Origin of the sequence: Massilia putida, assembly GCF_001941825.1 — a bacterium.
In the GTDB taxonomy this organism is placed as follows: Bacteria; Pseudomonadota; Gammaproteobacteria; order Burkholderiales; family Burkholderiaceae_D; genus Telluria; species Telluria putida.
Window position 1 is genome coordinate 2,585,647 of the sequence record NZ_CP019038.1, and the last position, 22,095, is coordinate 2,607,741.

General features: G+C 66.0%; 24 protein-coding genes. 17 read left to right on the top strand and 7 right to left on the bottom strand.

Annotated elements, in window-relative coordinates:
- Positions 1-77 precede the first annotated feature (77 nt).
- From BVG12_RS13730 to greB, 6 genes are all read right to left on the bottom strand, one after another.
- Entirely contained in the window at positions 78-815 is a 738-nt protein-coding gene (locus tag BVG12_RS13730; protein WP_156895632.1) for a hypothetical protein, read from the bottom strand.
- Between the two features lie 12 nt (positions 816-827).
- Positions 828-1,184 (bottom strand): hypothetical protein, encoded by a 357-nt coding sequence (locus tag BVG12_RS13735; protein ID WP_075792877.1) that lies wholly within the window; start codon positions 1,182-1,184, stop codon positions 828-830.
- A complete protein-coding gene (locus tag BVG12_RS13740; protein ID WP_075792878.1) occupies positions 1,171-3,033 on the bottom strand; it encodes a carbamoyltransferase family protein in 1,863 nt (620 codons plus the stop codon). The genes BVG12_RS13735 and BVG12_RS13740 overlap by 14 nt, the downstream gene beginning before the upstream one ends.
- Before the next feature lie 9 nt (positions 3,034-3,042).
- Positions 3,043-3,963: an SGNH/GDSL hydrolase family protein gene (locus BVG12_RS13745; protein WP_075792879.1), complete on the bottom strand. Its 921-nt coding sequence runs from the start codon at positions 3,961-3,963 to the stop codon at positions 3,043-3,045.
- 466 nt (positions 3,964-4,429) lie between these two features.
- On the bottom strand, positions 4,430-5,026 hold the full coding sequence (locus BVG12_RS13750) for a biliverdin-producing heme oxygenase (protein ID WP_075792880.1): 597 nt from the start codon (positions 5,024-5,026) through the stop codon (positions 4,430-4,432).
- Between the two features lie 73 nt (positions 5,027-5,099).
- Complete coding sequence (gene greB / locus BVG12_RS13755; protein WP_075792881.1) at positions 5,100-5,666, bottom strand: transcription elongation factor GreB; 567 nt, start codon at positions 5,664-5,666, stop codon at positions 5,100-5,102.
- Positions 5,667-5,736: 70 nt separating this feature from the next.
- Between greB and BVG12_RS13760 the strand changes: the two genes are divergently transcribed.
- The 17 genes from BVG12_RS13760 to BVG12_RS13835 all read left to right on the top strand — a co-directional run bounded on the left by BVG12_RS13760 (position 5,737) and on the right by BVG12_RS13835 (position 21,474).
- Complete coding sequence (locus BVG12_RS13760) at positions 5,737-6,333, top strand: hypothetical protein (protein ID WP_075792882.1); 597 nt, start codon at positions 5,737-5,739, stop codon at positions 6,331-6,333.
- Positions 6,334-6,395: 62 nt separating this feature from the next.
- Positions 6,396-7,853, top strand: a complete 1,458-nt coding sequence (locus BVG12_RS13765; RefSeq protein WP_229503877.1) for a PAS domain-containing sensor histidine kinase — start codon at positions 6,396-6,398, stop codon at positions 7,851-7,853.
- On the top strand, positions 7,850-8,497 hold the full coding sequence (locus tag BVG12_RS13770) for a response regulator (protein ID WP_075792884.1): 648 nt from the start codon (positions 7,850-7,852) through the stop codon (positions 8,495-8,497). Before BVG12_RS13765 ends, BVG12_RS13770 begins: the two co-directional genes overlap by 4 nt.
- A gap of 132 nt (positions 8,498-8,629) precedes the next feature.
- A complete protein-coding gene (locus BVG12_RS13775) occupies positions 8,630-10,210 on the top strand; it encodes a GGDEF domain-containing protein (protein ID WP_075792885.1) in 1,581 nt (526 codons plus the stop codon).
- A 132-nt stretch (positions 10,211-10,342) separates the two neighbouring features.
- Positions 10,343-10,474 (top strand): hypothetical protein, encoded by a 132-nt coding sequence (locus BVG12_RS35530; protein WP_267877483.1) that lies wholly within the window; start codon positions 10,343-10,345, stop codon positions 10,472-10,474.
- A gap of 7 nt (positions 10,475-10,481) precedes the next feature.
- Entirely contained in the window at positions 10,482-11,720 is a 1,239-nt protein-coding gene (gene fliB / locus BVG12_RS13780; protein WP_075792886.1) for a flagellin lysine-N-methylase, read from the top strand.
- A gap of 190 nt (positions 11,721-11,910) precedes the next feature.
- The gene (locus tag BVG12_RS13785; protein WP_075792887.1) at positions 11,911-13,368 is read left to right on the top strand and encodes a flagellin N-terminal helical domain-containing protein; all 1,458 of its coding nucleotides are present in this window, start codon (positions 11,911-11,913) and stop codon (positions 13,366-13,368) included.
- A gap of 87 nt (positions 13,369-13,455) precedes the next feature.
- Positions 13,456-13,821, top strand: a complete 366-nt coding sequence (locus BVG12_RS13790; protein ID WP_075792888.1) for a flagellar protein FlaG — start codon at positions 13,456-13,458, stop codon at positions 13,819-13,821.
- Between the two features lie 185 nt (positions 13,822-14,006).
- Complete coding sequence (gene fliD, locus BVG12_RS13795) at positions 14,007-16,676, top strand: flagellar filament capping protein FliD (protein WP_075792889.1); 2,670 nt, start codon at positions 14,007-14,009, stop codon at positions 16,674-16,676.
- Between the two features lie 34 nt (positions 16,677-16,710).
- Entirely contained in the window at positions 16,711-17,166 is a 456-nt protein-coding gene (gene fliS / locus BVG12_RS13800; protein ID WP_075792890.1) for a flagellar export chaperone FliS, read from the top strand.
- A gap of 15 nt (positions 17,167-17,181) precedes the next feature.
- On the top strand, positions 17,182-17,505 hold the full coding sequence (locus BVG12_RS13805) for a flagellar protein FliT (protein WP_075796359.1): 324 nt from the start codon (positions 17,182-17,184) through the stop codon (positions 17,503-17,505).
- Between the two features lie 10 nt (positions 17,506-17,515).
- On the top strand, positions 17,516-18,652 hold the full coding sequence (fliK, locus tag BVG12_RS13810; protein WP_075792891.1) for a flagellar hook-length control protein FliK: 1,137 nt from the start codon (positions 17,516-17,518) through the stop codon (positions 18,650-18,652).
- A complete protein-coding gene (locus tag BVG12_RS13815) occupies positions 18,639-19,004 on the top strand; it encodes an EscU/YscU/HrcU family type III secretion system export apparatus switch protein (RefSeq protein WP_075792892.1) in 366 nt (121 codons plus the stop codon). Before fliK ends, BVG12_RS13815 begins: the two co-directional genes overlap by 14 nt.
- Positions 18,988-19,746 carry a flagellar brake protein gene (locus tag BVG12_RS13820; protein ID WP_075792893.1) on the top strand — a complete coding sequence of 253 codons (759 nt, stop codon included), beginning with the start codon at positions 18,988-18,990 and terminating at the stop codon, positions 19,744-19,746. Before BVG12_RS13815 ends, BVG12_RS13820 begins: the two co-directional genes overlap by 17 nt.
- 117 nt (positions 19,747-19,863) lie before the next feature.
- Positions 19,864-20,565 carry an RNA polymerase sigma factor gene (locus BVG12_RS13825; protein WP_075792894.1) on the top strand — a complete coding sequence of 234 codons (702 nt, stop codon included), beginning with the start codon at positions 19,864-19,866 and terminating at the stop codon, positions 20,563-20,565.
- 79 nt (positions 20,566-20,644) lie between these two features.
- Positions 20,645-21,166 (top strand): DUF4142 domain-containing protein, encoded by a 522-nt coding sequence (locus BVG12_RS13830; RefSeq protein ID WP_075792895.1) that lies wholly within the window; start codon positions 20,645-20,647, stop codon positions 21,164-21,166.
- Positions 21,163-21,474 (top strand): cupredoxin domain-containing protein, encoded by a 312-nt coding sequence (locus tag BVG12_RS13835; RefSeq protein ID WP_083685028.1) that lies wholly within the window; start codon positions 21,163-21,165, stop codon positions 21,472-21,474. Before BVG12_RS13830 ends, BVG12_RS13835 begins: the two co-directional genes overlap by 4 nt.
- A 129-nt stretch (positions 21,475-21,603) precedes the next feature.
- On the opposite strand, the gene fliE is transcribed toward BVG12_RS13835, so the two are convergent.
- Positions 21,604-21,999, bottom strand: a complete 396-nt coding sequence (gene fliE / locus BVG12_RS13840) for a flagellar hook-basal body complex protein FliE (RefSeq protein ID WP_075792896.1) — start codon at positions 21,997-21,999, stop codon at positions 21,604-21,606.
- Positions 22,000-22,095: the final 96 nt, after the last annotated feature.

Sequence of the window (22,095 nt, forward strand, 5' to 3'; positions counted from 1 at the left end):
AGATCGGCCGGCACGTATCACTGCGTGGACGGCGCATCCGTTGTCGCCATTGCGCCGCTGGCGGTTGGACCGCCCACCTACAACGCCAACGTACACCGGAACCCGACGTATGGCCGCGCCGCGTGCGGCCGTTCGTCGATGACGGTAAATATGCCCGCGCCGTCCTGCGACGACCAGCTGCCGCCGCGCGCCAGCGCCCTGCCCCACCAGCTGCGCCCGGCCCGCGGCCACCAGCCCAGGCCCTGCTGCATCGGTGCGCCGGGCGGCGTCGCCAAGGTGGGCGAATCGGGTGCGAAGCTGTGCATGACGATGCCCTCGGCATCGCCCTGCGCGTCGTCGAACACCCAGCTGAACGCGTTGCCCGCGAAGTCGTAAATGCGTTCCCCGTTCGACAGCACATGCCAGCGCCGCTCGAGCGGATCGGGCGACACCACGCAGGCCGGCTGGGCCGCGTGGTACCGCCCGCGGTGCAGCCCCTGGAACAGCCGGCCCGCCCCGACGGCACCCCCACTCCAGTTGGCGGCTTGCGCGGCGAGATCGTGCGCGATGGCCAGCGCCTGCAATTCGGTCAGCAGCCCCAGGCCCGCCTGCGCGCAGGCGCGGCGCGCCGCGTGATAGCCGATGCGCACCCAGGGCGGCGCCGACGCGCTCAGCACGACCTCGTCATCCCGTCCGCGCGCCGCCAGCCAGCGCGCCACCGCAAACGCCGGCACGGTGACGCCGCAAGGCAAGGTGGTCGCAGGCACGGCAACAAAGCCTGCCGGCGAGGCTTGTGCGACCGCCACGGCGGCCATATCCGCATCGAGGTTGCGCATGCTTTCGGACACCTAGAACATCTGGTAGACATAGGGCGACAGCTCCGCCTGCGGCCGCGCCGCCACATACAGTGCGTGCAGTGCCCGCGCCGCCTCGGCCACCTGCGGCGCGAGCGCCGCCAACTCGGGATGGCCGTGCGCGCGCCAGTGCGCGGCGAGCCGCGCGCCGAACTCGTCGGCATCGAGGCACGACGGCGCGAGGAAACCGTCGAGGTCCATCGTCGTGCGCGTGCGCTGCGCGTAATAGCTGGTCAGGCGCGGATTCGGCCGCAGCGGGAACGGTGCCTGACCGGGCGCGCAGCCGGCGGTCAGCGCGTCGAACAGCGGCGCCGCGAGGTCCCGCACGGCCGCGTCGTCAATCGAGCTCATAGGTCTTCCTCCAGTCTTCGTCATCCGGGAGCTGCGGCTGCTCGCGGCGCCACAACACGATGTCTTCCAGCACCAGCAGATCCATCTCCGTGCGCATGAAGCAGCGGTAGGCGTCCTGCGGACTGCATACGATCGGCTCGCCGCGCACGTTGAACGACGTGTTCACGAGCAGCGGGCAGCCGGTCAACCGTTCGAACGCCTCGATCAGCGCGCGGAACTCCGGGTGACTGTCCTTGTCGACGGTCTGGATCCTGGCCGAGTAGTCGACGTGGGTGACGGCCGGCACGTCGCTGCGCGGCTGGTTGATGAGCGCCATCATGTCGTCGTCGCCGTTGTCGAACGCGCTCATGTCCATGGGCAGGCGGCGCATCCCGTTCACGGGGGCCACCATCAGCATGTAGGGGCTGTCGCCGTCGAAATCGAAATACTCGGCGCAGCGCTCGCGCAGCACGGCCGGGGCGAACGGGCGGAACGATTCGCGGAACTTGATCTTGAGGTTCATCGTGGCCTGGGTGCGCGGGTTGCGCGGGTCGCCGAGGATCGAACGCGCCCCCAGCGCGCGCGGCCCGAACTCCATCCGTCCCGACAGCCAACCCACGATCTTGCCGGCCGCGAGGTGTTCGGCCACGAGCGCCAGACGTTCGCCGCGGTCGGCGATGCGCCGGTACGGATAGCCCTTGCGGTCGAGGAAGGCGAGAATTTCGTCGCTCGAATAGCGCGGCCCGAGGTAGCTGCCGCGCTGGGCATCGCCCTCGCCGGGCGCGCGCCGGCGCGGCGCCTCGAATGCCATGTGGTGCGCCAGCAGCGCCGCGCCGAGCGCACCGCCCGCGTCGCCGGCGGCGGGCTGGATCCAGATGTCGTCGAAGATGCCGGCCGCGGCCAGCTTGCCGTTGGCCACGCAATTCAGCGCCACGCCGCCCGCCAGCACGAGCCGGCGCTCCCCGCTCAGGCGGCGCAGGTGACGCGCCGTCTTGAGCACGATGTCCTCCGTCACCTGCTGGATGCTGGCCGCGAGGTCCATCTCGCGCCGCGTGATCGGCGTCTCGGGCTGGCGCGCCGGGCCGTCGAACAGGTCGGCGAAGCGCGGGCCCGGCATCGCCATGCCGTCCAGCCAGCCGAAGTAAGCCATGTCGAGCCGGTACGACCCATCGGCGCGGACGTCGATCAGGTGTTCGCGGATCCGCCCGGCGTAGCGCGGCCGGCCGTATGGCGCCAACCCCATCAGCTTGTACTCGCCGGAATTGACCTTGAAGCCGCAAAAGCTCGTGACCGCGCTGTACAGCAGGCCCAGCGAATGCGGGTAGTCGATCTCGGCGAACAGCTCCAGCTTGCGGCCGTGGCCGATGCCGAGGGTGCTCGTGGCCCATTCGCCGACGCCGTCGATGGTCAGCACGGCGGCGCTGTCGAACGGCGACGGGTAGAACGCGCTGGCCGCGTGCGCCATATGGTGCTCGGCGAACAGCACGCGGCCGGCGCGCCCGAGCGTGCCCAGCGTCTGCCGCACGTGTTCGTTCACCCAGATCTTATCGCCCAGCACCGCGCCCGCCGCCTGCGCGAACAGGGCGCGCGCACCGGCCGCGTCGCCGTGGCGCGCGCCGGCGCAGGCGTTCTGCACGACGCGGTCGAACGTCAGCAGCGGATTGTCGTAGAAGACGATCGCATCGAGGTCGGCGGCGTCGACGAAGCCTTCCTCGAGGCAGTAGTTGATGGCGTTGACGGGGAACGACGGGTCGTGCTTGCGGCGCGTGAAGCGTTCTTCCTGCGCGGCCGCGACGATTGCGCCGTCCTGCACCAGCGCCGCCGCCGCGTCATGGTAATAGCCGGCGATGCCGAGAATGGTCTTGCCCATGATGCCTCCTCAGCTCGCGCGGGCCAGACCTGCGCCCAGCATGTCCGCGATGACGGGTGCGAGCGAACGCGCGAGGGCGTCGTGACCGGCCGGCGTGAAATGGATGTCTTTTTCCCAGCGCAGCCGGCGCCGCGCGGCGGGCGGGATGCGCAGCAGGTCGGGCAACGGATCGTGCAGGCGGCAGCCCGTTTCCGTGGCCAGCTCGGCAAAGCGGGCCTGGTAAGCCGCGGCATCGCACGTCTCGTCGAGGTGCTGCGGCAGCGGCAGCGGCATCAACAGGACGGGCCGGTCGAGCGCGCGGATCCATTGCGTCAGGATCGCGCGCATCAGGCGCCAGGACGGGCTGTCGGGCGAGTCGTAGTGCGGCAGCGGCTGATACTGGGTGAGATGCTGGACCATGTCGCGCATCCCCAGTTTCGTGACCATCTTGCGCAGCAGGAGGAAGCGCCCGCCCTGGTCGACCGCCGCGGCCTGCGCGGCATCGAGTTCGTGGTCCTCGTACGGTTCGCGCCGCGGCGGTACGTGGCACAGCTGCAGCGTATCGTTCTCCAGCCGGTAGTAGGGCTTGGCGTAGATGCGCTCCACGCCGTGCTCGTCGCGGTGCGGGCGGAATTGCGCGGCGACGCGCCGGATGTTCTCGACGAATACGGCGATCACGACGAGGTCGTGCTCGATATCGCGGGCGAATTCGCGCCAGATGAGGTATTGCTGGTCAGTCCCGGTCGACGACAGGCCGAAGTTGTAGAACTCGACGGACGGCATGCCGGCATCGGGCAGCCGCGCCTCCAGCAGGTCCGTGTAGCGCTGGCGGTTGGGCACGGCGTCGCCGGCCGTGAACGAATCGCCGAACACGAGCACCCGCCGATGCCCGGGCGTGCGCGCCCGCACGAACGGCCGGTCGGCGCGGAAACCCTGTTCGTTGACCTGCATGAGATATCCCCCGCCTTCATGCGGGATCCTGGCCCGCAGGCAGGGAATGTAGCGATAACCGACGACAGGATGGTATTCGTATAATTGCCTCATCATTTCCCCATGTGGTCTTTCGGACGAAATGATGATGCGTTATTTGAATATGACGATTTTATTCAACCTCAACTTTATCGACCGCCCCGGATTAATCGGCTCGTTTCCGCTTACATATTATTTTCAGAAAATATTTGAATATAGAAATAGAAAGAGCCGCCCATAGTCGGAACAGGCACTGACAGAGCGGCGGACGGCACGGCACAGGGTTTAATACCGGCTATTCCATTACGAAATTCCTGGTTGGAAAAAAACAGGAATGTGCCTGGAATCACCGACCTTCCGGCACCATGATCGACCATGCTTTATTTGCCATGCAAACGGGCACGGACAGCCGAACCGGTCGATTACCTGTGCCGGCGGCGCAATCGATTCAGGACTGTGGTGGACGCGATCCGGTGCGCAATTCGAGGATGCTGTCGAAGGCCGCGCACGCGCCCGCGCAGGCGTCCGCGATCTCGTCCGGCGTGCGCACGCCGGCGCGCAGCGCCTGCATGAAGGCGCGCCAGCGGGGGCCGGGACCGGCCGCGTCGCCTTTCAGGTAGCGCAGCCGGTGCGGCGCCAGGCGTTCGCGCAGGCGCTCGTACAGCACGGCGCCGCCCAGTTGCGAGCCTTCGATCACGTAGTGCACGCCCCAGCGGTAGGCGGGACTCGCTGCGGCCGGCCATGCGTCCGTGAACGTGACGACGTCGCCATGGAGCGACGCGCCCGCCTCGGCCAGATCGGTCTCGATCAGGCCGAGGCGGGCTTCGTGATCGAACGCCGGGCCATCCGCAAAGCGGGCCAGCCACGCCTGCAGCGGAGCCAGCCAGGCACGCAGCAGGGCCAGGTGGGCCGTGTAGTCGTCCAGGGAGGCGTCGGGAGAGCCGATGGGCAGGCCGCTGTCGAGCGCCGCATGGCGGCCGGCGGTGGCGGCGCGCAGGGCGGCCAGGGGATCCGCGGCATGCGCGGCATCTGGAGAGCGGTTCATGAGATCGGTGCGGTGAAACCGTCCATCTTAGCAGCGGCGGCACGATTGCGCCGCATGGCAGGGAGCGGGTCCGTCAATCTGCGGCCGGCGCCGGATACTCGACGCTCAGGATTTCCAGTTCATCATTGCCTTGCGGCGTGTGCAGCATGACGACGTCGCCTTCGCGCGCCTTGGTCAGCGCGCGCGCGACCGGCGAGACCCAGCTGATCTTGCCCTTGAGCGGATCCAGTTCGTCGATGCCGACGATGGTGACGGTATGCTCCTCGCCCGCCTTGTTGACATAGGTGACGGTGGCGCCGAAGAACACCTGGTCGTTGCCGTGATGGACGGACGGGTCCACGACGAAGGCGGAATCGAGGCGCTTGGTGAGGAAGCGGATGCGCCGGTCGATCTCGCGCAGGCGGCGCTTGCCGTAGATGTAGTCGCCGTTTTCCGAACGGTCGCCGTTGGACGCGGCCCAGTGCACGACGCGCACCACTTCCGGCCGGTCGACGTCGATCAGCTGCAGCAACTCATCCTTGATGGCCTGGTGGCCGGCCGGGGTGATGTAGTTCTTGGAGCCGGCAGGTATCGCCTGGGCAAGCGCCAGGGCGTCGTCATCGTCGTCGTTATCGGACTCTTTTACAAATGCCTTGTTCATGCGCCTATTGTAGCGCCTTCGACAACGCGCGCGCGCCTGTGCTTTGCCGGTTTTACCGTATCATGAGGCCATGACACGAGCCCTTCCACGCAGCCGGATGTTTGCGCCGCTGGTGTACCTGGCGGCGCTGGTGCTGCTCGTCGAGGAATGGTGCTGGGACACGGGCATGCGCCTGACGCGCGCCCTCGTGCGCTGGCCCGCGCTGGCGGCGCTGGAGGGCCGCGTGCGCACGCTCCCGCCGTACGGCGCCCTGTGCGCCTTCGTGCTGCCGGGCCTGCTGCTCCTGCCCGTCAAGGTGCTGGCCCTGGTCGCCATCGCCCACGGCCACGCGCTGTCCGGCATCGCGACCATCGTGGTGGCCAAGGTGGGCGGCGCGGCCGTCGTGGCCCGGCTGTACGTGCTGACGCTGCCGACCCTGCTGGCGGTCGGCTGGTTCGCGCGCTGCCACGGCTGGTTCATGGCCGCCAAGGCCCGTTGCCTCGATTATTTGCGCGCGAGCCGCGCCTACCATCTGGCGGGCCATGCTCTGCGCGGGCTGCGGGTCGGACTGAGGCGCGTGCTGCGCCGGCTCCGTCCACGGCCGGCCGATGCGCAAGGCCGCCATGCCAGCCGCACCATGCGGGTGCTGCGCCGCTTCGTGGTCCAGTGGCGCGCGCGCCGGCGCTAAGCGACAATGTTGACATGACCATGAGCCCCGACACGTCCAGACCGCTTGATCAGACGCATACGGTGAGGCCCGTTCTCGCCCCCGCCATGCAGGCGTCCACCACGGAAATCTACCTGTTCGATGCCGATACGCTGCATCTCGTCGACGTCAACCAGGCGGCGCGCCACAATCTCGGCTACGAGCTCAAGCAATTGTGCGGCATGACCCTGCTCGACCTGGCGCCGCAGCTCGACCGCGGCGAACTGGTCGCGCTGCTGGCTTCGCTGGGCCAGGAAATCGGCGACCAGGTCAGCCTGCGCACGCGCCACCGCCGGGCCGACGGCAGCACGTATCCGATCAAACTGTGCTTTTTGCGCATCGTGCGCGACGGCCGCTCGCTGATCCTCGCGATCGGCGACGATCTGTCGCTGGAACTGGCGGCGGGCATGGCGCTCGAGCAATACCAGGCGCGCTTCAACGCCGTCGTCAACCACACGCCCGGCCTCGTCTACCAGTTCGTGCTGCACGCCGACGGCACCATGGCCTACCCCTACCTGAGCGAGGGGTGCATGGCGCTGCTGGGCCTGTCGGTGTCTGAACTGCAACAAGACCCGGAGCGCTTCGTGCGGCTGATCCTGCCCGAGGACCGCAAAGGCTGGCACGACGCGATGGCGGCCTCGCAGGCGACACTGACCGCGTGGAACTGGGAAGGCCGCATCTGCGTCGAGGCCTGGAACGACGTCAAGTGGATCAGCCTGCGCGCCACGCCGCTGCCGCTGGATGGCGGCGGCGTCCAGTGGGACGGCATCATGACCAATGTCACCGCGAGCAAGCAGGAGCAGGAGGAGACGCGGCGTTCGCGCGCGCGCCTGGCCGAGCTGACGGACCATATCCAGCAGGTCAAGGAACAGGAACGGGCCCGCATCGCGCGCGAAATCCACGACGACCTGGGCGGCAACCTCACGGCGATCAAGATGGCCCTCGCCATGCTGGCGGCGCGCCTACCCGACGACGCGGCACTGCGCGACAAGGCCGATTACCTGGACGACCTCGTCGACCGCACGATCGAAGCCGTGCACCGCATCTCGCTGGACCTGCGTCCCAGCACGCTCGACCTGGGGATCGTGGCCGCCCTCGAGTGGCAGGCGCGCGAATTCGAGAAGCAGATAGGGATCGCCTGCATATTCCGCAGCGCCGACAAGGAAATCGACCTCGACCCGGACCAGGCGGCCGCGCTGTTCCGCATCGTCCAGGAAGCGCTGACGAATATCGCCAAGCATGCGCTCGCCACGCGCGTGACGATCAGCCTGCGCCGCCAGCGCCAGCACTTGACGCTCAGCATCTGCGATAATGGCCGCGGCATCACGCCCGCCGACCGCCTCAAGCCCCAATCGTTCGGCCTGCGCGGCATGAGCGAACGCGCCCGCGCGCTGGGCGGCACGCTCAGCTTGTCGCAGGCGCCCGGAGGTGGCACGATGGTCGTCGTCAAGATCAGGCTGGCCGCCCCCGCGGCCGGACGCAGCGAATCCACCCAAGCATGACAGAAAAAGCCAGCATCCGCGTTTTTATTGCAGACGATCACGCCATCGTACGTGAAGGCCTCAAGCAAATCCTAGCCGAACAGCGCGACATCGTCGTCGCCGGCGAAGCCGAGTCCGGTCTCGATGCGGTCAAGCTGTTCCGCAAATCGCGCTGTAACGTCATGCTGCTCGACATCTCCCTGCCCGACCGTAACGGCATCGAAGTGCTGAAACAGATCAAGAGCGAAAACCCGGAGCTGGCCGTGCTGATGCTGTCCATGCACCGCGAGGACCAGTACGCGATCCGTTCGCTGAAGGCCGGCGCCGCCGGCTACCTGACGAAGCAGAGCGCGCCGAAGGAGCTCGTCAACGCGATCCGCCAGGTGGCGGGCGGCCAGCGCTACGTCAGCGCCCAGCTGGCCCAGGTGCTGGCGGCCCAACTGGGCGAGAACCACGAGGCGCCCGTGCACGAGGCGCTGTCCGACCGCGAATACCAGACCCTCACCCTGATTGCCTCCGGCAAGACCGTCAGCGAGATCGCGCGCGAACTCTCCCTGTCGGTGAAGACCGTCAGCGAATACCGCTCGCGCCTGCTGGCCAAGATGAAGCTCAAGACCAGTGCCGAACTCACGCATTACGCGATCCGTAATCAGCTCATTGACTGACTTCGACTGACTTCGCGCCTTGTCAATACAGTCCGTGAGACTGAGTGGTGATTCCGCGCTTTATCGGCGATTTGATTTTGTGGCAGCGGCTTACCATGGCGACAATAAGAATTCCATATTGCAACGTCCAAAATGTCCAGCTCACAACGCCCGCCGGGGGTACCCGGCCTGAACCCGGCGGAAATCGCGCGCGAAGCGTTCCGCCGGCTTGCCACGCGGCGCATCGCGCCGACGCCGGACGCCTACCGCGAGATCTATAACGAGATCGCCGGCGTCGACGTCCTGCCGCCGGTGCCGCCGCCGCCTGACCCCGGCGCGGAGACCGTGCTGTCCGGATTTGCCCACAAGCTGGCCGACACGCCGGGCGAACTGGCCGAGTTCGGCGTCCGCTTCAACCGCGCCGTCAAGCAGCGCGACTGGGACGGCTATGCGCGCCTGCTATCGCAACTGGCCGAGAAACACCTGCGCCGCCATACCCACCCCGTCCTCGCGCTGGGCGCCGAGAGCGGCGAAGCGAAGCTGCTGCGCGACCTGCTCAGCCGCACGCTCACGTTCGCCGTCGCATCGCTGTTGTCGGGCACGCCGAACCTGTCGGGCGAGGCCGAATCGCTGGGCGCCGCCGTCAAGGTTGCGCACGGCGAGGATGCGCTGCAGGAAATCGCCGGGCGTTTGAAAGACTTGTGCTATCAGATCGAACTCAAGAGCGGCGACACGGCCGAGCAGCAGGAGTTGCTGCTGCGCCTGTTCAAGCTGCTGCTGGAGAACGTGTCCGAGCTGCTGGACGACGACAGCTGGATGCGCGGCCAGATCGCGGCCGTGCAAGACCTCATCGCCGGTCCGCTCGACCACCGCGCCCTGGAAGACGCCACGCGCAGCCTGAAGGACGTCATCTACAAGCAAGGCCAGCTGAAACACGGCATCGCGGACGTCAAGGCGACCGTCAAGAACATGATGATGACGTTCATCGACCGGCTCGGTTCGGTGGCGGCGTCGACCGGCGACTTCCACGAAAAGATCGGCGGCTTTTCCGAGCGCATCCGCGGTGCCGGCAACATCGAGGAACTCAACGAGGTACTGGAAGAAGTGCTGCGCGAGACGAAGCTCGTGCAGGCCGAGGCGATGGCGTCGCGCGACCGGATGCTGGCCGCGCACCAGGAGGTGCAGGAAGCGGAAGTCCGCATCCGCGACCTGGAAGCGAAGCTGCAGCATATGAGCGAACTGGTGCGCGAAGACCAGTTGACGGGCAGCCTCAACCGCCGCGGCCTGGACGATGTATTCGAACGCGAAAGCGCACGCGCCGACCGCCGCGGCACGCCGCTGTGCGTGGCCCTGCTCGACCTGGACAATTTCAAGAAGCTCAACGATACCTACGGCCACCTGGCCGGCGACAATGCCCTGCGCCACCTCGTGAAGGTCGTCAGGGAGACGCTGCGCTCGATGGACGTGATCGCCCGCTTCGGCGGCGAGGAATTCCTCATCCTGTTACCGGAAACGACTGTCGACGCGGCCTCCGCCGCGATGGTGCGCGTGCAGCGGGAATTGACCAAGCATTTCTTCTTGCACGAAAACGAGAAGATGCTGATCACGTTCTCGTGCGGCGTGGCCCTGCGCCATCAGAACGAGGACCAGGTCAGCCTGATGGCGCGCGCGGACCGGGCCATGTACCAGGCCAAGCAGAGCGGGAAGAATCGGGTGATCGTGGCGAGGGACTGATCTGGCACGCCTTCGTTACTACAGTCCGAGAGACTGAGTCGTGATTCCGCGTTTTATCAGCGGTTTGATTTCCTGGCGGCAGCTTACGATGGCTGCAATATGAATTCCATATTGCAACTGAAACGTCCCAAAATGTCCAGCCCACTTCGCTCGCCGGGGATTCCCGGCCTGAACCGTGCGGAAATCGCACGCGAAGCGTTCCGCCAGCTCGCCACGCGGCGCATGGCCCCGACGCCGGATGCCTGCCGCGAGATCTATAGTTAGGATTAACATGTCCATTCTGCATCCCACTAAAACCCTGCCCGCCCTGTTGCCGCGTTACGTGACGCGTTTCGCCTGCATCGGCTCCGCATGTGAAGACAACTGCTGTTCGGGCTGGCTGGTGACACTCGACAAGAAGACGTTCCATGCCTACCGCAACTCCACCCATCCGGAACTGAAACCGATATTCGCCAAGCACGTCAAACGCTCGCGCGCGACCGACAATGATGAGCTGCACTATGGCAAGATCACGCTCGATCCTGCCAGCCAAAGCTGCCCGGCCATGTCGTGCGGCCTCTGCGCCGTGCAAAAGAACCTCGACGAGAGTCATCTGTCGAACACCTGTTTTACCTACCCCCGCCAGACCCGTCGTTTCCGCGGCCAGCATGAGCAGGCCCTGAACCTGTCGTGCCCGGAAGCGGCACGCCAGGCGTTGCTGCACGCGGACGCCTTCGATTTCGTCGAAGACAGCATCACGATGCGGCAGGCGGACGTGATCGAGGGATTTGCCGGTTTCGGCCTGACCACTGCCGCAGTGAACGACGTTCGCATATTCTGTCTGCAGTTGATGCGCACGACCGATTTGGCGCTGTGGCAGCGGCTGGCGATCCTGGGCGTATTCTGCGAACGCCTGAACGCCACGCTGGCCAACGGACAACATGCCGCCGTGCCCGCCCTGCTGGACGATTTCGCCGCCCTGATCGAGCAGGGCAGCATCGTCGGCGCGCTGCACGACCTTCGCCCGAATCACGAAGCGCAGGCGATGGTGTTCTCGACCTTGCTGGCCGATCGGGGATTCTCCTCCACGTCCAGGATGCAGGCCGAGCAGGTGCACATGATCGGCGCCAACCTCGGCGCCGACGCGAGCGGCCAGACGACCGCGGACGCCCTCGTCGCCTCCTATACGCGAGGACTGGAACGCCTGGGACGCGCCCTGGAACAGGCGCCGCACCTGCTCGAGAACTACGTCCTCAACGAAATGTTCCTGACCTTGTTCCCGTGTTACGGCATCAACCCATTCGACGCCTATCTGCAACTGGTGGCGCGTTTCGGCCTGTTGCGTCTTATCCTGGCCGCGCGTTGCAACAACGATGGCGAATTGCCGGACGCGAACGCCCTGGTCAATACCGTGCACGTCTATTGCCGCCGTTTCCAGCACCAGAGCACGTTCGCGCGCCGCGTCAACGGGGCGCTGCATGCCAGCGGCTGGTCGAGCCTGGACAAGCTGTACGGTTTCCTCCGTAGCTGAACAACACGGGCGCGGAAAACAGAGCGGGCCGGCAGAAAAACAAAAAAATTCGCGTTAGGGCCTAAACTTTTTCCGTACAGCACCGTTACCTGCATCAACAGCGGTTTGATTGTCACGGAACAGCGTGGCAGACCAAAGTGAACGAGCGGCACGTCGCCGCACCACGTAAGACCAAGTTTGGAGAGACACCATGTCCTCGGCAATCAATACTAACATTGCATCCCTGAACGCTCAACGCAACCTGAGCACGTCGCAAGCCTCGCTGCAGACCTCGATCCAGCGCCTGTCGTCGGGCCTGCGCATCAACAGCGCGAGAGACGACGCCGCCGGCCTCGCGATTTCTGACCGCATGACGTCGCAGATCAACGGCATGACCCAGGCAACGCGCAACGCGAACGACGGCGTGTCGATGTCCCAGACGGCCGAAGGCGCACTCTCGAGCTCGGGCGACATCCTGCAGCGTATCCGCCAGCTGGCCGTCCAGTCATCGAACGCATCGAACACCTCGAGCGACCGCCAGGCGCTGCAGACCGAGGTGACGCAGCTGGGTTCGGAGCTGAACCGCATCGCCCAGACCACTTCGTTCAACGGCCAGAACCTGCTGGACGGCTCGATGGGCACCGCCACATTCCAGGTCGGCGCGAATGCTGGCCAGACCATCCAGGCCGCCGGCGCCAACTTCCTGACCAACGTCTACGGAAACAATAACATGGTGGCCGACGAGGTCGCCGTCAGCGGCACCGCCACCAACGCCAAAGCGAGCTCGCTGACGGTCAACGGGTCGATCGGCACCGCAACCATCACCACGGCGACTACGGACACGGCCAAGTCGATCGCCGCCAACATCAACAACAACACTGGCAGCACCGGCGTCACGGCCACGGCCAAAACCACCGCCAGCCTGGCGCTGGGCGTGAACAGCTCCTACCAGTTCACGATGCAGTCGGACAACGGTAGCCCGGTGACGATCTCGTTCTCGACGGGCGCAACCGTCAACTCGGCAACGGACTATGCCGCCGGCATCTCCGCGATCAACGCGCAGACCGCCAACACGGGTGTGACTGCCGAGTACGACCAGAAAAACAACAGCATCAAGCTGACCAATTCGACCGGTAACGACATCAACCTGGTAAACTCGGCGGCAGTCGGCACGTTCAACGTCGCGAGCTACACCGCCACCGGCTCGCTGACCACGGTGAACGACATGAAAGCTGCCGCCGCGAAGAGCTTCATCAACGGCACCGTCACGCTCGACTCGACCAACAGCTTCTCGATGACCGATGCCGGCAGTGGCTTTGCCCTGTCTGCCGGCGGTACCAGCTCGAAGCTGCAGTCGGTCGCGTCGATCGACATCTCCAGTTACAGCGGGGCGCAAACAGCGATCAAGATCGCCGACGCCGCCCTGTCGGCAGTCGACAAGCAGCGCGCGCAGTTCGGTGCCCTGGAAAACCGCTTCAGCAGCACGATCTCGAACCTGGCCAGCTCGAACGAGAACCTGTCGGCGTCGCGCAGCCGCATCACCGACACCGACTTCGCTTCGGAAACGGCGAACATGACCCGTGCGCAAATCCTGCAGCAGGCCGGTACCTCGATGCTGGCACAGGCGAACTCGCTGCCGAACGGCGTTCTGTCGCTGCTGCGCGGCTAAGCGTAAAGGCCGTAGCACTTCGATAGGTGTAGTGCAACGCCCCGGCCGGACGATGATCCGGCCGGGGATTTTCTGCTAGGGACTATCATGAACATCCAACCTCTCGGCTCGCCCTTCACCCAGAAACTCGACGACCGCACAGTTCCCGCCGCCGATTCTGCAGCCGGCACGACAGCAGCAAACCCCAGCAGGATGCAAACCGATCCAGCGGTGAAGACCGCCGCCCCGACCCGGGAGGAAGTCGACTCCGCCGTCAAGAAACTGAACGAGTCGCTCCCCGGCTCGTCGCAAACGCTGCAATTCTCGGTCGACCACGACAGCAAGGAGATCGTGGTCAAGCTGATCGACCAGAACACCCAGGAAGTCGTGCGCCAGATCCCGTCGGCCGAGGCGCTGCGGATCGCCAAGTCGATCGACAAGATGCAGGGCCTGCTGATCCACCAGAAGGCTTGACGGCGCAGACGCCGTCCCCGCCGCCATGACGCTGCCCCGCCTTGGGCGGCGTATCGGGTTGCGCCGTTCAGCGCACCCGCGCATATCCGCATCCTGCGGCGAAATTAGCACATATTTCCAGCTCTCAAGTACGCATTACTCCTGCCGATAATCACTTACATTAGTGGCTCAACAGGAGAATCGTGATGGGCATCAATTCCCCCGGCATCGGGTCCGGCCTTGACGTCAATGGGCTGGTCAGCAAGCTGATGGCGGCCGAGTCGTTACCGCTGCAAGCATATGACACGAAAACGGGCGTGCTGCAGGGCCGGATCGCGTCCTATGGCCAGCTGAGCGGTGCAATCGGCACCTTCCAGGGATCGCTTTCTTCCCTGAGCAATAGCTCGACCTTCCAGGCGCTTACCAGCAATTCGAGCGACACCACCATCCTGAGCGCCACGGCCACCAGCACCGCTGTGCCCGGCAGTTATCAGGTCAACGTACGCCAGTTGGCCAAGGCCCAAAGCCTGAACACCGCGGGCCAGACCAGCACGACCGCGACGATCGGCACGGGAGCCGCCGCCACGATCAGTTTCCAATTCGGCAGCGTCGGCGGCGGCAGCTTTGGCGTCAACGGTACCGCGCTTCCGACGACGACCGCGACCGGTGGCATCGCAAAAGGCGCGCTGTCCATCAATGGCACGACGATCGCGACCGATAGCACGACCAAGAGCGCCCTGGACCTCGCGAACGCCATCAACACCCTGACCGGCACCACCGGCGTCAGCGCCAACGTGACCGCGACCAAGACCGCCGCCGCCCTCTTCGGCAACGGTACGGCGAGCACCTTCGGCAACGTCGCCACCGGCGCCAGCAGCAGCTACGCGCTGACCGTGGGCGGCATACAGATCGCGACCCAGGGCGCAGGCGTCGCCGCGGGGTCCGGCGTGACCCCGGCGTCGATCGACGCCACCCTTGGCGGAAACAACGCGACCACGCAGGCGCTCACCGCGGCCGGCATCACCGTCAGCGGCACGGCCGCCGCCGGCACCCTGCAATTTACCGCGACAAACGGCGCCAACATCAACGTCACCGAGACGGTGAGCGGCAGCGTCACGGGGGGACTGGGCAACAGCGGCACGGCCAACAACGGCTCGAGCACGACCGCCACCGCTTCCGTCAGCCTGGTCTCGGCTGCAGGCACTCCGATCACGGTTGCAGGCTCGAATCCCGCAGCGGCAGGCTTGACCGCCGGTACCGGCGGCAGCTATACCGGTTCCAGCTTCACGCTGGACGGCACGCAGCCGCTCGGCACCGTCAACGTTGCCACGGGCAGCGGGACCCTGGCTGGCATCCGCGACGCGATCAACAATGCCAACGTCGGCGTGACCGCGAGCATCGTTTCGGACGGCAGCAATAATCCCTACCATTTGGTGCTGACCTCGAATAAAACCGGTGCCAACGCCGCCATGAAGATCACGGTCAGCGGGGCAGGCGGCGCCGCCGCGGATCCGGCACTGGCCAGCCTGCTGAACTACGACCCGTCCGGCACGCAGAGCATGCAGCAAACCAGCGCCGCCCAGGACACGCTTTTGAGCGTGAACGGCATCGCGGTCCAGGGTCACGGCACCGACGTCAGCGGCGCGATCGACGGCGTCACGATCAGCACCAAGCAGACCGGCACCTCGACGCTCACCATCGCGCGCGACACCAAGTCGGTGAGCGATGCGATCAACGGCTTCGTCAAGGCCTACAACACGCTGAACACGACCATCTCGAGCCTGAGCGGCTACGATCCGACCACCAAGAAAGCCGGCGCCCTGCAAGGCGATTTCACGGTCCGCGGCATCCGAAGCCAACTGCGCGCCCAGCTCGACACTGCAGTGCAAGGACAGAATGGCCTGACGACGCTGAGCCAGATCGGCATCAGCTTCCAGAAGGACGGTTCCCTCACGGTCGACTCGACCAAGCTGAACACAGCGATGACGAGCAACTTCAACAGTATCGCCGGCCTGTTTGCCGCCGTCGGGCAGGCCAGCGACGGCCTGGTCACGGTCACCGGGTCCTCGGCCAAGACGCAGCCCGGCAATTACGCGCTCAATATCACGCAGATGGCGACGCAGGCCACGCTCGCCAGCACCGGCGTTCTGCCCGCGACCACGACGATCGCGGCCAACACCACCTGGTCGGTAACGCTGAACCAGACCAGCCCGACGACCGCGAGCAAGGTGCAAAATATCGCGATCCCGGCCGGTAACTACAGTCCCAGCGCGCTGGCCGCGCTGCTGAGTTCCTCGATCAACGGCAACTCGGGTTTCGCCGGGACCGGCGATACCGTGGCCGCATCGATCGATTCAACCGGCCATCTCGTGCTGTCATCCACCAAATGGGGCAGCGGCTCCAACCTGACCCTGTCCGACGTTACCGGCTCCACGGTCGCCGGCGTGTTCGGCACCGCCACCCCCACCACCGGGCTGGACGTGGCCGGCACCATTGGCGGCGTCCAGGCCACCGGCAACGGCCAGACGCTGAGCGGCGCGGCCGGCTCGGTAACCGAAGGCCTGCAACTGAGCATCAACGGCGGCAGCATCGGCGCGCGCGGCACCGTCAACTTTTCACAGGGCTACGCGGTCCAGCTGACGAGCCTGACCACCGGCTTCATCGGCACGAGCGGCTTGATCACATCCAGGACGAGCGGCCTGAATGATTCGATCAAATCCATCACCGACCAAAAAGCGTCATTCCAGGCCCATCTGGACAGTATGCAAAAAATATACACCGCACAATTCACCGCACTCGACACCATGGTGGCATCGATGCAATCGACGCAGAGCTATCTGACCCAGCAGCTCGCGTCGATCGCCGCCAACCGCTAGCCGTAATCGGCTCTGATCAATTGGAGAGAATCACATGTTTGGAACCATGAAACGCGGCGTCAACGCCTACGCCAATGTCGACCTCGAGACCGGAATTGCCTCGGCCTCCCCGCACAAACTCATCGTCATGCTGTATGACGGCGCGCTGGTCGCGTTGCGGACAGCCAAGACCAACATGGTGGCTCGCAACATCCCAGCCAAGGGCGCCGCGATTTCGAAGGCCATCACGATCATCGACAACGGCTTGCGGGTCTCGCTCGACAAGGAAGCCGGCGGCGCAATCGCCGAGAACCTCGACGCGCTGTACGACTACATGAGCCGACGTCTGTTCCAGGCCAACCTGCAAAACGACGTCGCCATCCTCGACGAAGTGCACGGCCTGCTGGCCGACCTGCGCGAAGCCTGGGTCGCGATCGGGGACAAGGTCCAGCAGCCCGCGGCCGCGGCGCCCACGGCCATGCCGAAAGCCCCGACCCTGGCGAGCGCATAAATGGGAGCCGCAACGATGATGACGAATGCCGAAATCGCGTCCCTGTACGAAGCCATGGTCGGCATCACCGACGACATGCTGGCCGCCGCCACCGCGAACGACTGGGACCGCCTGGTCCAGCTCGAACACCAGTGCGCCGCCTGCGTGCGCCAGCTCAAGGACAACGGCGACAGCCCGCTGGCCGGACAGGAGCGCGTGCGCAAGGCGAACGCCATCCGCAAGATGCTCGACTCCGACCGCAAGATCCGTGACCTGACCCAGCCGTGGATGGCGAAGCTGCAAGCCATGATCAGCAACAAGACCGTCGAACGCCGCGTCGCGCGCGCCTACGGCGTCTGATCCGTGAACGATGCTGCCGCGCGATAGCGTCTCGCTGACCCAGGTCGCGCCCGCGCGTCCTGCCCTCCCGGTCGGCGACCCGCGCCAGCAAGCGTTTACCCGCGCCCTCGCCGGCCTCGTCGGCCAATCGATGGCGGCCGACGTGATGACGAAACTGCCCGACGGCAGCTTCGTCGTCCGCATCAACGACATGGCGGCGCGCATGCCGCTGCCCGCAGGTGCCCAGGTCGGCACGCAAGTCCCGTTGACCCTCGTCGCCCTCACGCCCCGTCCCACGTTCCAGCTCCAGACGGACCAGGGCACCGCGGCCTTTGCCGAAGCCGGCCCGCCGCTGCCGGAAGGCGCCAGCCCGCAATCCGCCCCGCTCGCTTATCTGGAAGGCAAGGAAGCCGCCGCGCTGACGCGCACGGCCGCCTTGCTGGCCGGCGCGCGCGGCCTTTCCCAACTGCCCGGCGGCACGGCGGACGGCGCCAACACATCGATCAGCTCGGCCGGCAAGGCGCTGGGCGACGTCATCGCCGCCGCGCAGAAAGCCGAGACGCAGGCCAGCGCCGCGATCGGCCGCACGCCGCTGCTGGGCGCGCCGACCGGCGACGCCGACGCCATCGCGAAGGCGCTGCGGGATGGCCTCGGCAACAGCGGCCTGTTCTACGAATCGCACGTGGCCGAATGGGCCGCGGGCACCCGCTCCCGCGCCGATCTCGCGGCCGAACCGCAGGCGCGCGGCATGCCGCCGCCGCTTGACCCGAACACGGCCCAGTTCATCAATCTGCAGCTGAACGCGCATGAACAGGGACGCGTCGCCTGGCAGGGCCAGCTGTGGCCGGGCCGCGACATGCACTGGGACGTCGAGCGCGATGCCTCCGGCCGCCAGGACGGCGACGGCGGGCCCGGCGCCACATGGCAAAGCAGCCTGCGCCTGCGCTTCGGCGCGCTGGGCGAGGTGGCGGCGCGCGTCGTGCTGTCCGGCGACCAGTTGCACATCCGCCTCGATGCAGCGGATGCCGGCATCAAGAGCCTGCTGGACGGCTACCGCCCGCGCCTGGCGGAGGCGCTGGACGCAGCCGGGACGCCGCTGACCACGCTGGCCATCCACGACATCGCACCGAAAGACGAACCAGGCGAACCAGGCGATGGACAAGGATAAGGCCGCGCGCCGCCAGAGCGCCGTCGCGCTGGCCTATGGCGCCGGCGATGCGGCGCCGAAAGTCGTCGCCAAGGGCAAGGGACTCGTCGCCGAACAGATCATCGTCCGCGCCCAGGAGGCCGGCGTGTTCGTGCACGAATCGAAGGAACTGGTGGCGTTGCTGATGGAAGTCGACCTCGACCGTCAGATTCCGCCCGCGCTGTACCGGGCCATTGCCGAACTCCTGGCCTGGCTCTATTATATTGAATCCGCGCAAGTTTCCGGGCAGATAGCACCGCCGGCACCCGACACGGCACGGCTCCTCCCACCCCAAGAAAGCACCCCCGTTGACACAAATGCAAGCAATCACTGACGCCGAATTAGAAGCCTGGCACGACTACGAGGTCGAGTCGTCCAGGGAGATCGTGGCCCTGCTGCGCCAGATCGCCGAAAAGAACCAGTTGATCCGCATGCTGATCAAGGGCGAGGCCGACGTCTGCGTCACGTCGCTGCTGCACGTGGATCCGGACGAGGGCACCGTCATCATCGACCGCTCCGTCAGCCCCGAACAGAACACGCGCATCGTGGCCGCCGGCACCGTGCGGTGCGATACGTCGCTGGACAAGATCCGCATCGTGTTCGGCCTGGACAACCTGCGCGAGGTGCAATTCGAAGGCGGCACGGCATTGCAGGCCGCCATCCCTGCCAGCCTGATCCGCCTGCAACGGCGCGAGTTCTACCGCATGCCGACGCCGGTGACGAACCCCGTGCGCGCGACGATTCCCCTGCCGGCCGAGCTGGGCGGCGACGTCGCCGTGTTCCCGCTGGCGGACATCAGCTGCGGCGGCATCGCGATCTACGACAACAAGATGCAGCTCGGCACGACCGTCGGCGAAACCTACGCCAACTGCCGCATCGACCTGCCGGAAATCGGCCCCGTCACTTGCTCGCTGCAAGTGCGCAATTCGATGGACATGACGCTTCTAAACAACAAGACGAGCCGCCGCCTGGGTTGCCAATTCGTCGACATCTCGCGCGGCAATCTCGCTGCCGTGCAACGCTACATCACCAAGCTCGAACGCGAGCGCAACGCGCGCCTGGCCGGGCTGGCCTGAACCGGGGTCAGAGCCCGATTTTAGGCAATTGCTTAAAATCGGGCTCTGACCCCGGTTGGCGGGAACGCCAGGCTGCTGACCGGCATCCAATCTTCAGGCATACGACCAGGAGATCCCATGCACGCCGCCGCACCGAATCCTTCATCCCTCGACGACGACGCGCTGCTGCGCCGCATCCGCGCCGGCGACCGCGACGCGTTCACGCTTCTCATGCGGCGCTACAACCGGCGGCTCTACCGCGTGGCGCGCAGCGTCCTGCGCGACGACGCCGAAGCCGAGGACGCGCTCCAGGATGCCTACCTGCAAGCCTTTCGCGCCCTGCCCGCATTCCGCGGCGAGTCCGCGCTCGGCACCTGGCTCACCCGTATCGTCGTCAACGCCGCCCTGATGCGCCAACGCAAGACCGGGCGGCTGGCCGAGGTCATCGAGCTGGGCGCCGATTTCGGCACCGACGATGCCGCCGGGCCGCATTACCCGGACGACAGCCAGGGCGAACGCGAGCAGCCGGAACTGGCCGCGCTGCGCGCCCAGACGCGGCGCCTGATCGAAACCGGCATCGACAAGCTGCCCGGCGTCTTCCGCACGGTATTCGTGCTGCGCGCCGTGGAGGAACTGACGGTGGAAGAAACGGCGGCCACACTGGACATTCCCGAGGCCACCGTGCGCAGCCGTTATTTCCGGGCCCGGGCCATGCTGCGCGAAGCGCTCGCGCGCGAGATCGATTTTGCCATCGAGGACGCGTTCGGCTTCGACGGCGAACGCTGCGACCGGATCGTGGACGCGGTACGGCGCCGGCTCGACGCGGAATGGGGCATCTGACGGGCGGCGGGAACGTGGACAGCTTGGCATGCATCCAATGGGTTGTTCCACCTTTTCCAACCCAATGAAGGATGCTGCCATGAACAAATTCACCCCGCTGCTGCTGTCTTCCCTGTTCGCCGCGAGTCTTGCCGCCCCCGCCCACGCGGCCGGGCCGAACGATGCGCAGATCGCCGCGATCGTCGTCGCCGCCAACTCGGTCGACATCGACGCCGGCAAGCTGGCCGAATCGAAGACGAAGAACAAGGACGTGCGCGCCTTCGCCGAGCGCATGGTGGCCGACCATTCCGGCGTCAACCAGCAGGCGACCGCGCTGGTGCAAAAACTGCACGTGACGCCCGAGGACAACGACACCAGCAAGAGCCTGACAAAGGACGGCGCGGCGATGCACACCAAGCTCACGGGCCTGTCCGGCAAGGCGTTCGACAAGGCCTATGTCGACAATGAAGTGACGTACCACGAGACCGTGCTCGGCGCCCTCGACAAGACGCTGATCCCGAACGCTTCCAATGCCGAGCTGAAAGCCCTGCTCGTCAAGGTCCGCCCGGCCTTCGTGGCGCACCTGGAGCACGCGAAGCATCTCCAGGCCGAACTCAAGTGAGACGGCTGCTCATCGCATTGCTATGGCTGCCCGCGCTGGCGGGCGCGGCGGAACACCATGTCGTGATCGACGCCATGAAGTTTTCGCCGCAGGTCGTCCAGGCCAGGCCCGGGGACACGATCGTCTGGGAAAACCGCGACATGTTCGCTCACAACGTGACGGCGGCCGCGGCCAAGGTGAGCTCGGGCGACCTGGCGCCCGGGAAGACGTGGCGGTATGTGGTGCGGGCAGGTGCGTCGTTTGATTACCTCTGCACCTTGCACCCGGTGATGAAGGGACGGGTGGATGTCGCGAAGCCATCACACTGAAAACCGTCGTTCCCGCGCAAGCGGGAATCCATGCTGAGTGGGCCACAGTAGCTCAGTATGGAGGGAATAGTGCCGGGGGCACTATTCCCGCTTACGCGGGAATGACGGTGTTTACGTGCTTGGTTTGTCTTACACCTGCATGTTCATGATGTCGTGATACGCCGACACCAGCTTATTGCGCACCTGCACGGTCGACTGGAAGCTGATGCTGGCTTTCTGCATCGCGATCATCGTGTCGGACAGGCTGACGGCATCGTCGCCCGCGGCGAAGCGTTTCCCCATGTCGTCGGCCTGGTTCTGGGCGTCGCTGACGTTTTGCAGCGCCCCTTTCAGTGCATCGGAGAAGCTGACCTTGCTCGATGACTCGGCCGCATCCGTGGCCGAGGGCTTGCCGATGCCGCCGATGCCGAGGCCGCCGCCCAGCGCATCCGCGGCGGACGCCGGCCCGGCCGGCTTCTGCGCGGCCGCCTTCAGTTGCGCCATCATCGCCTCGATCCGGCTGCTGTCGATGCCGCCGATATTCATGTCCGTTCTCCCGGTTCTCGCAAAACAATACGATTCAGGCTGTCAGAATATCAGCGCACGGGCAACGATTGCCCTCGAGCAGCGCCGTAAACATGG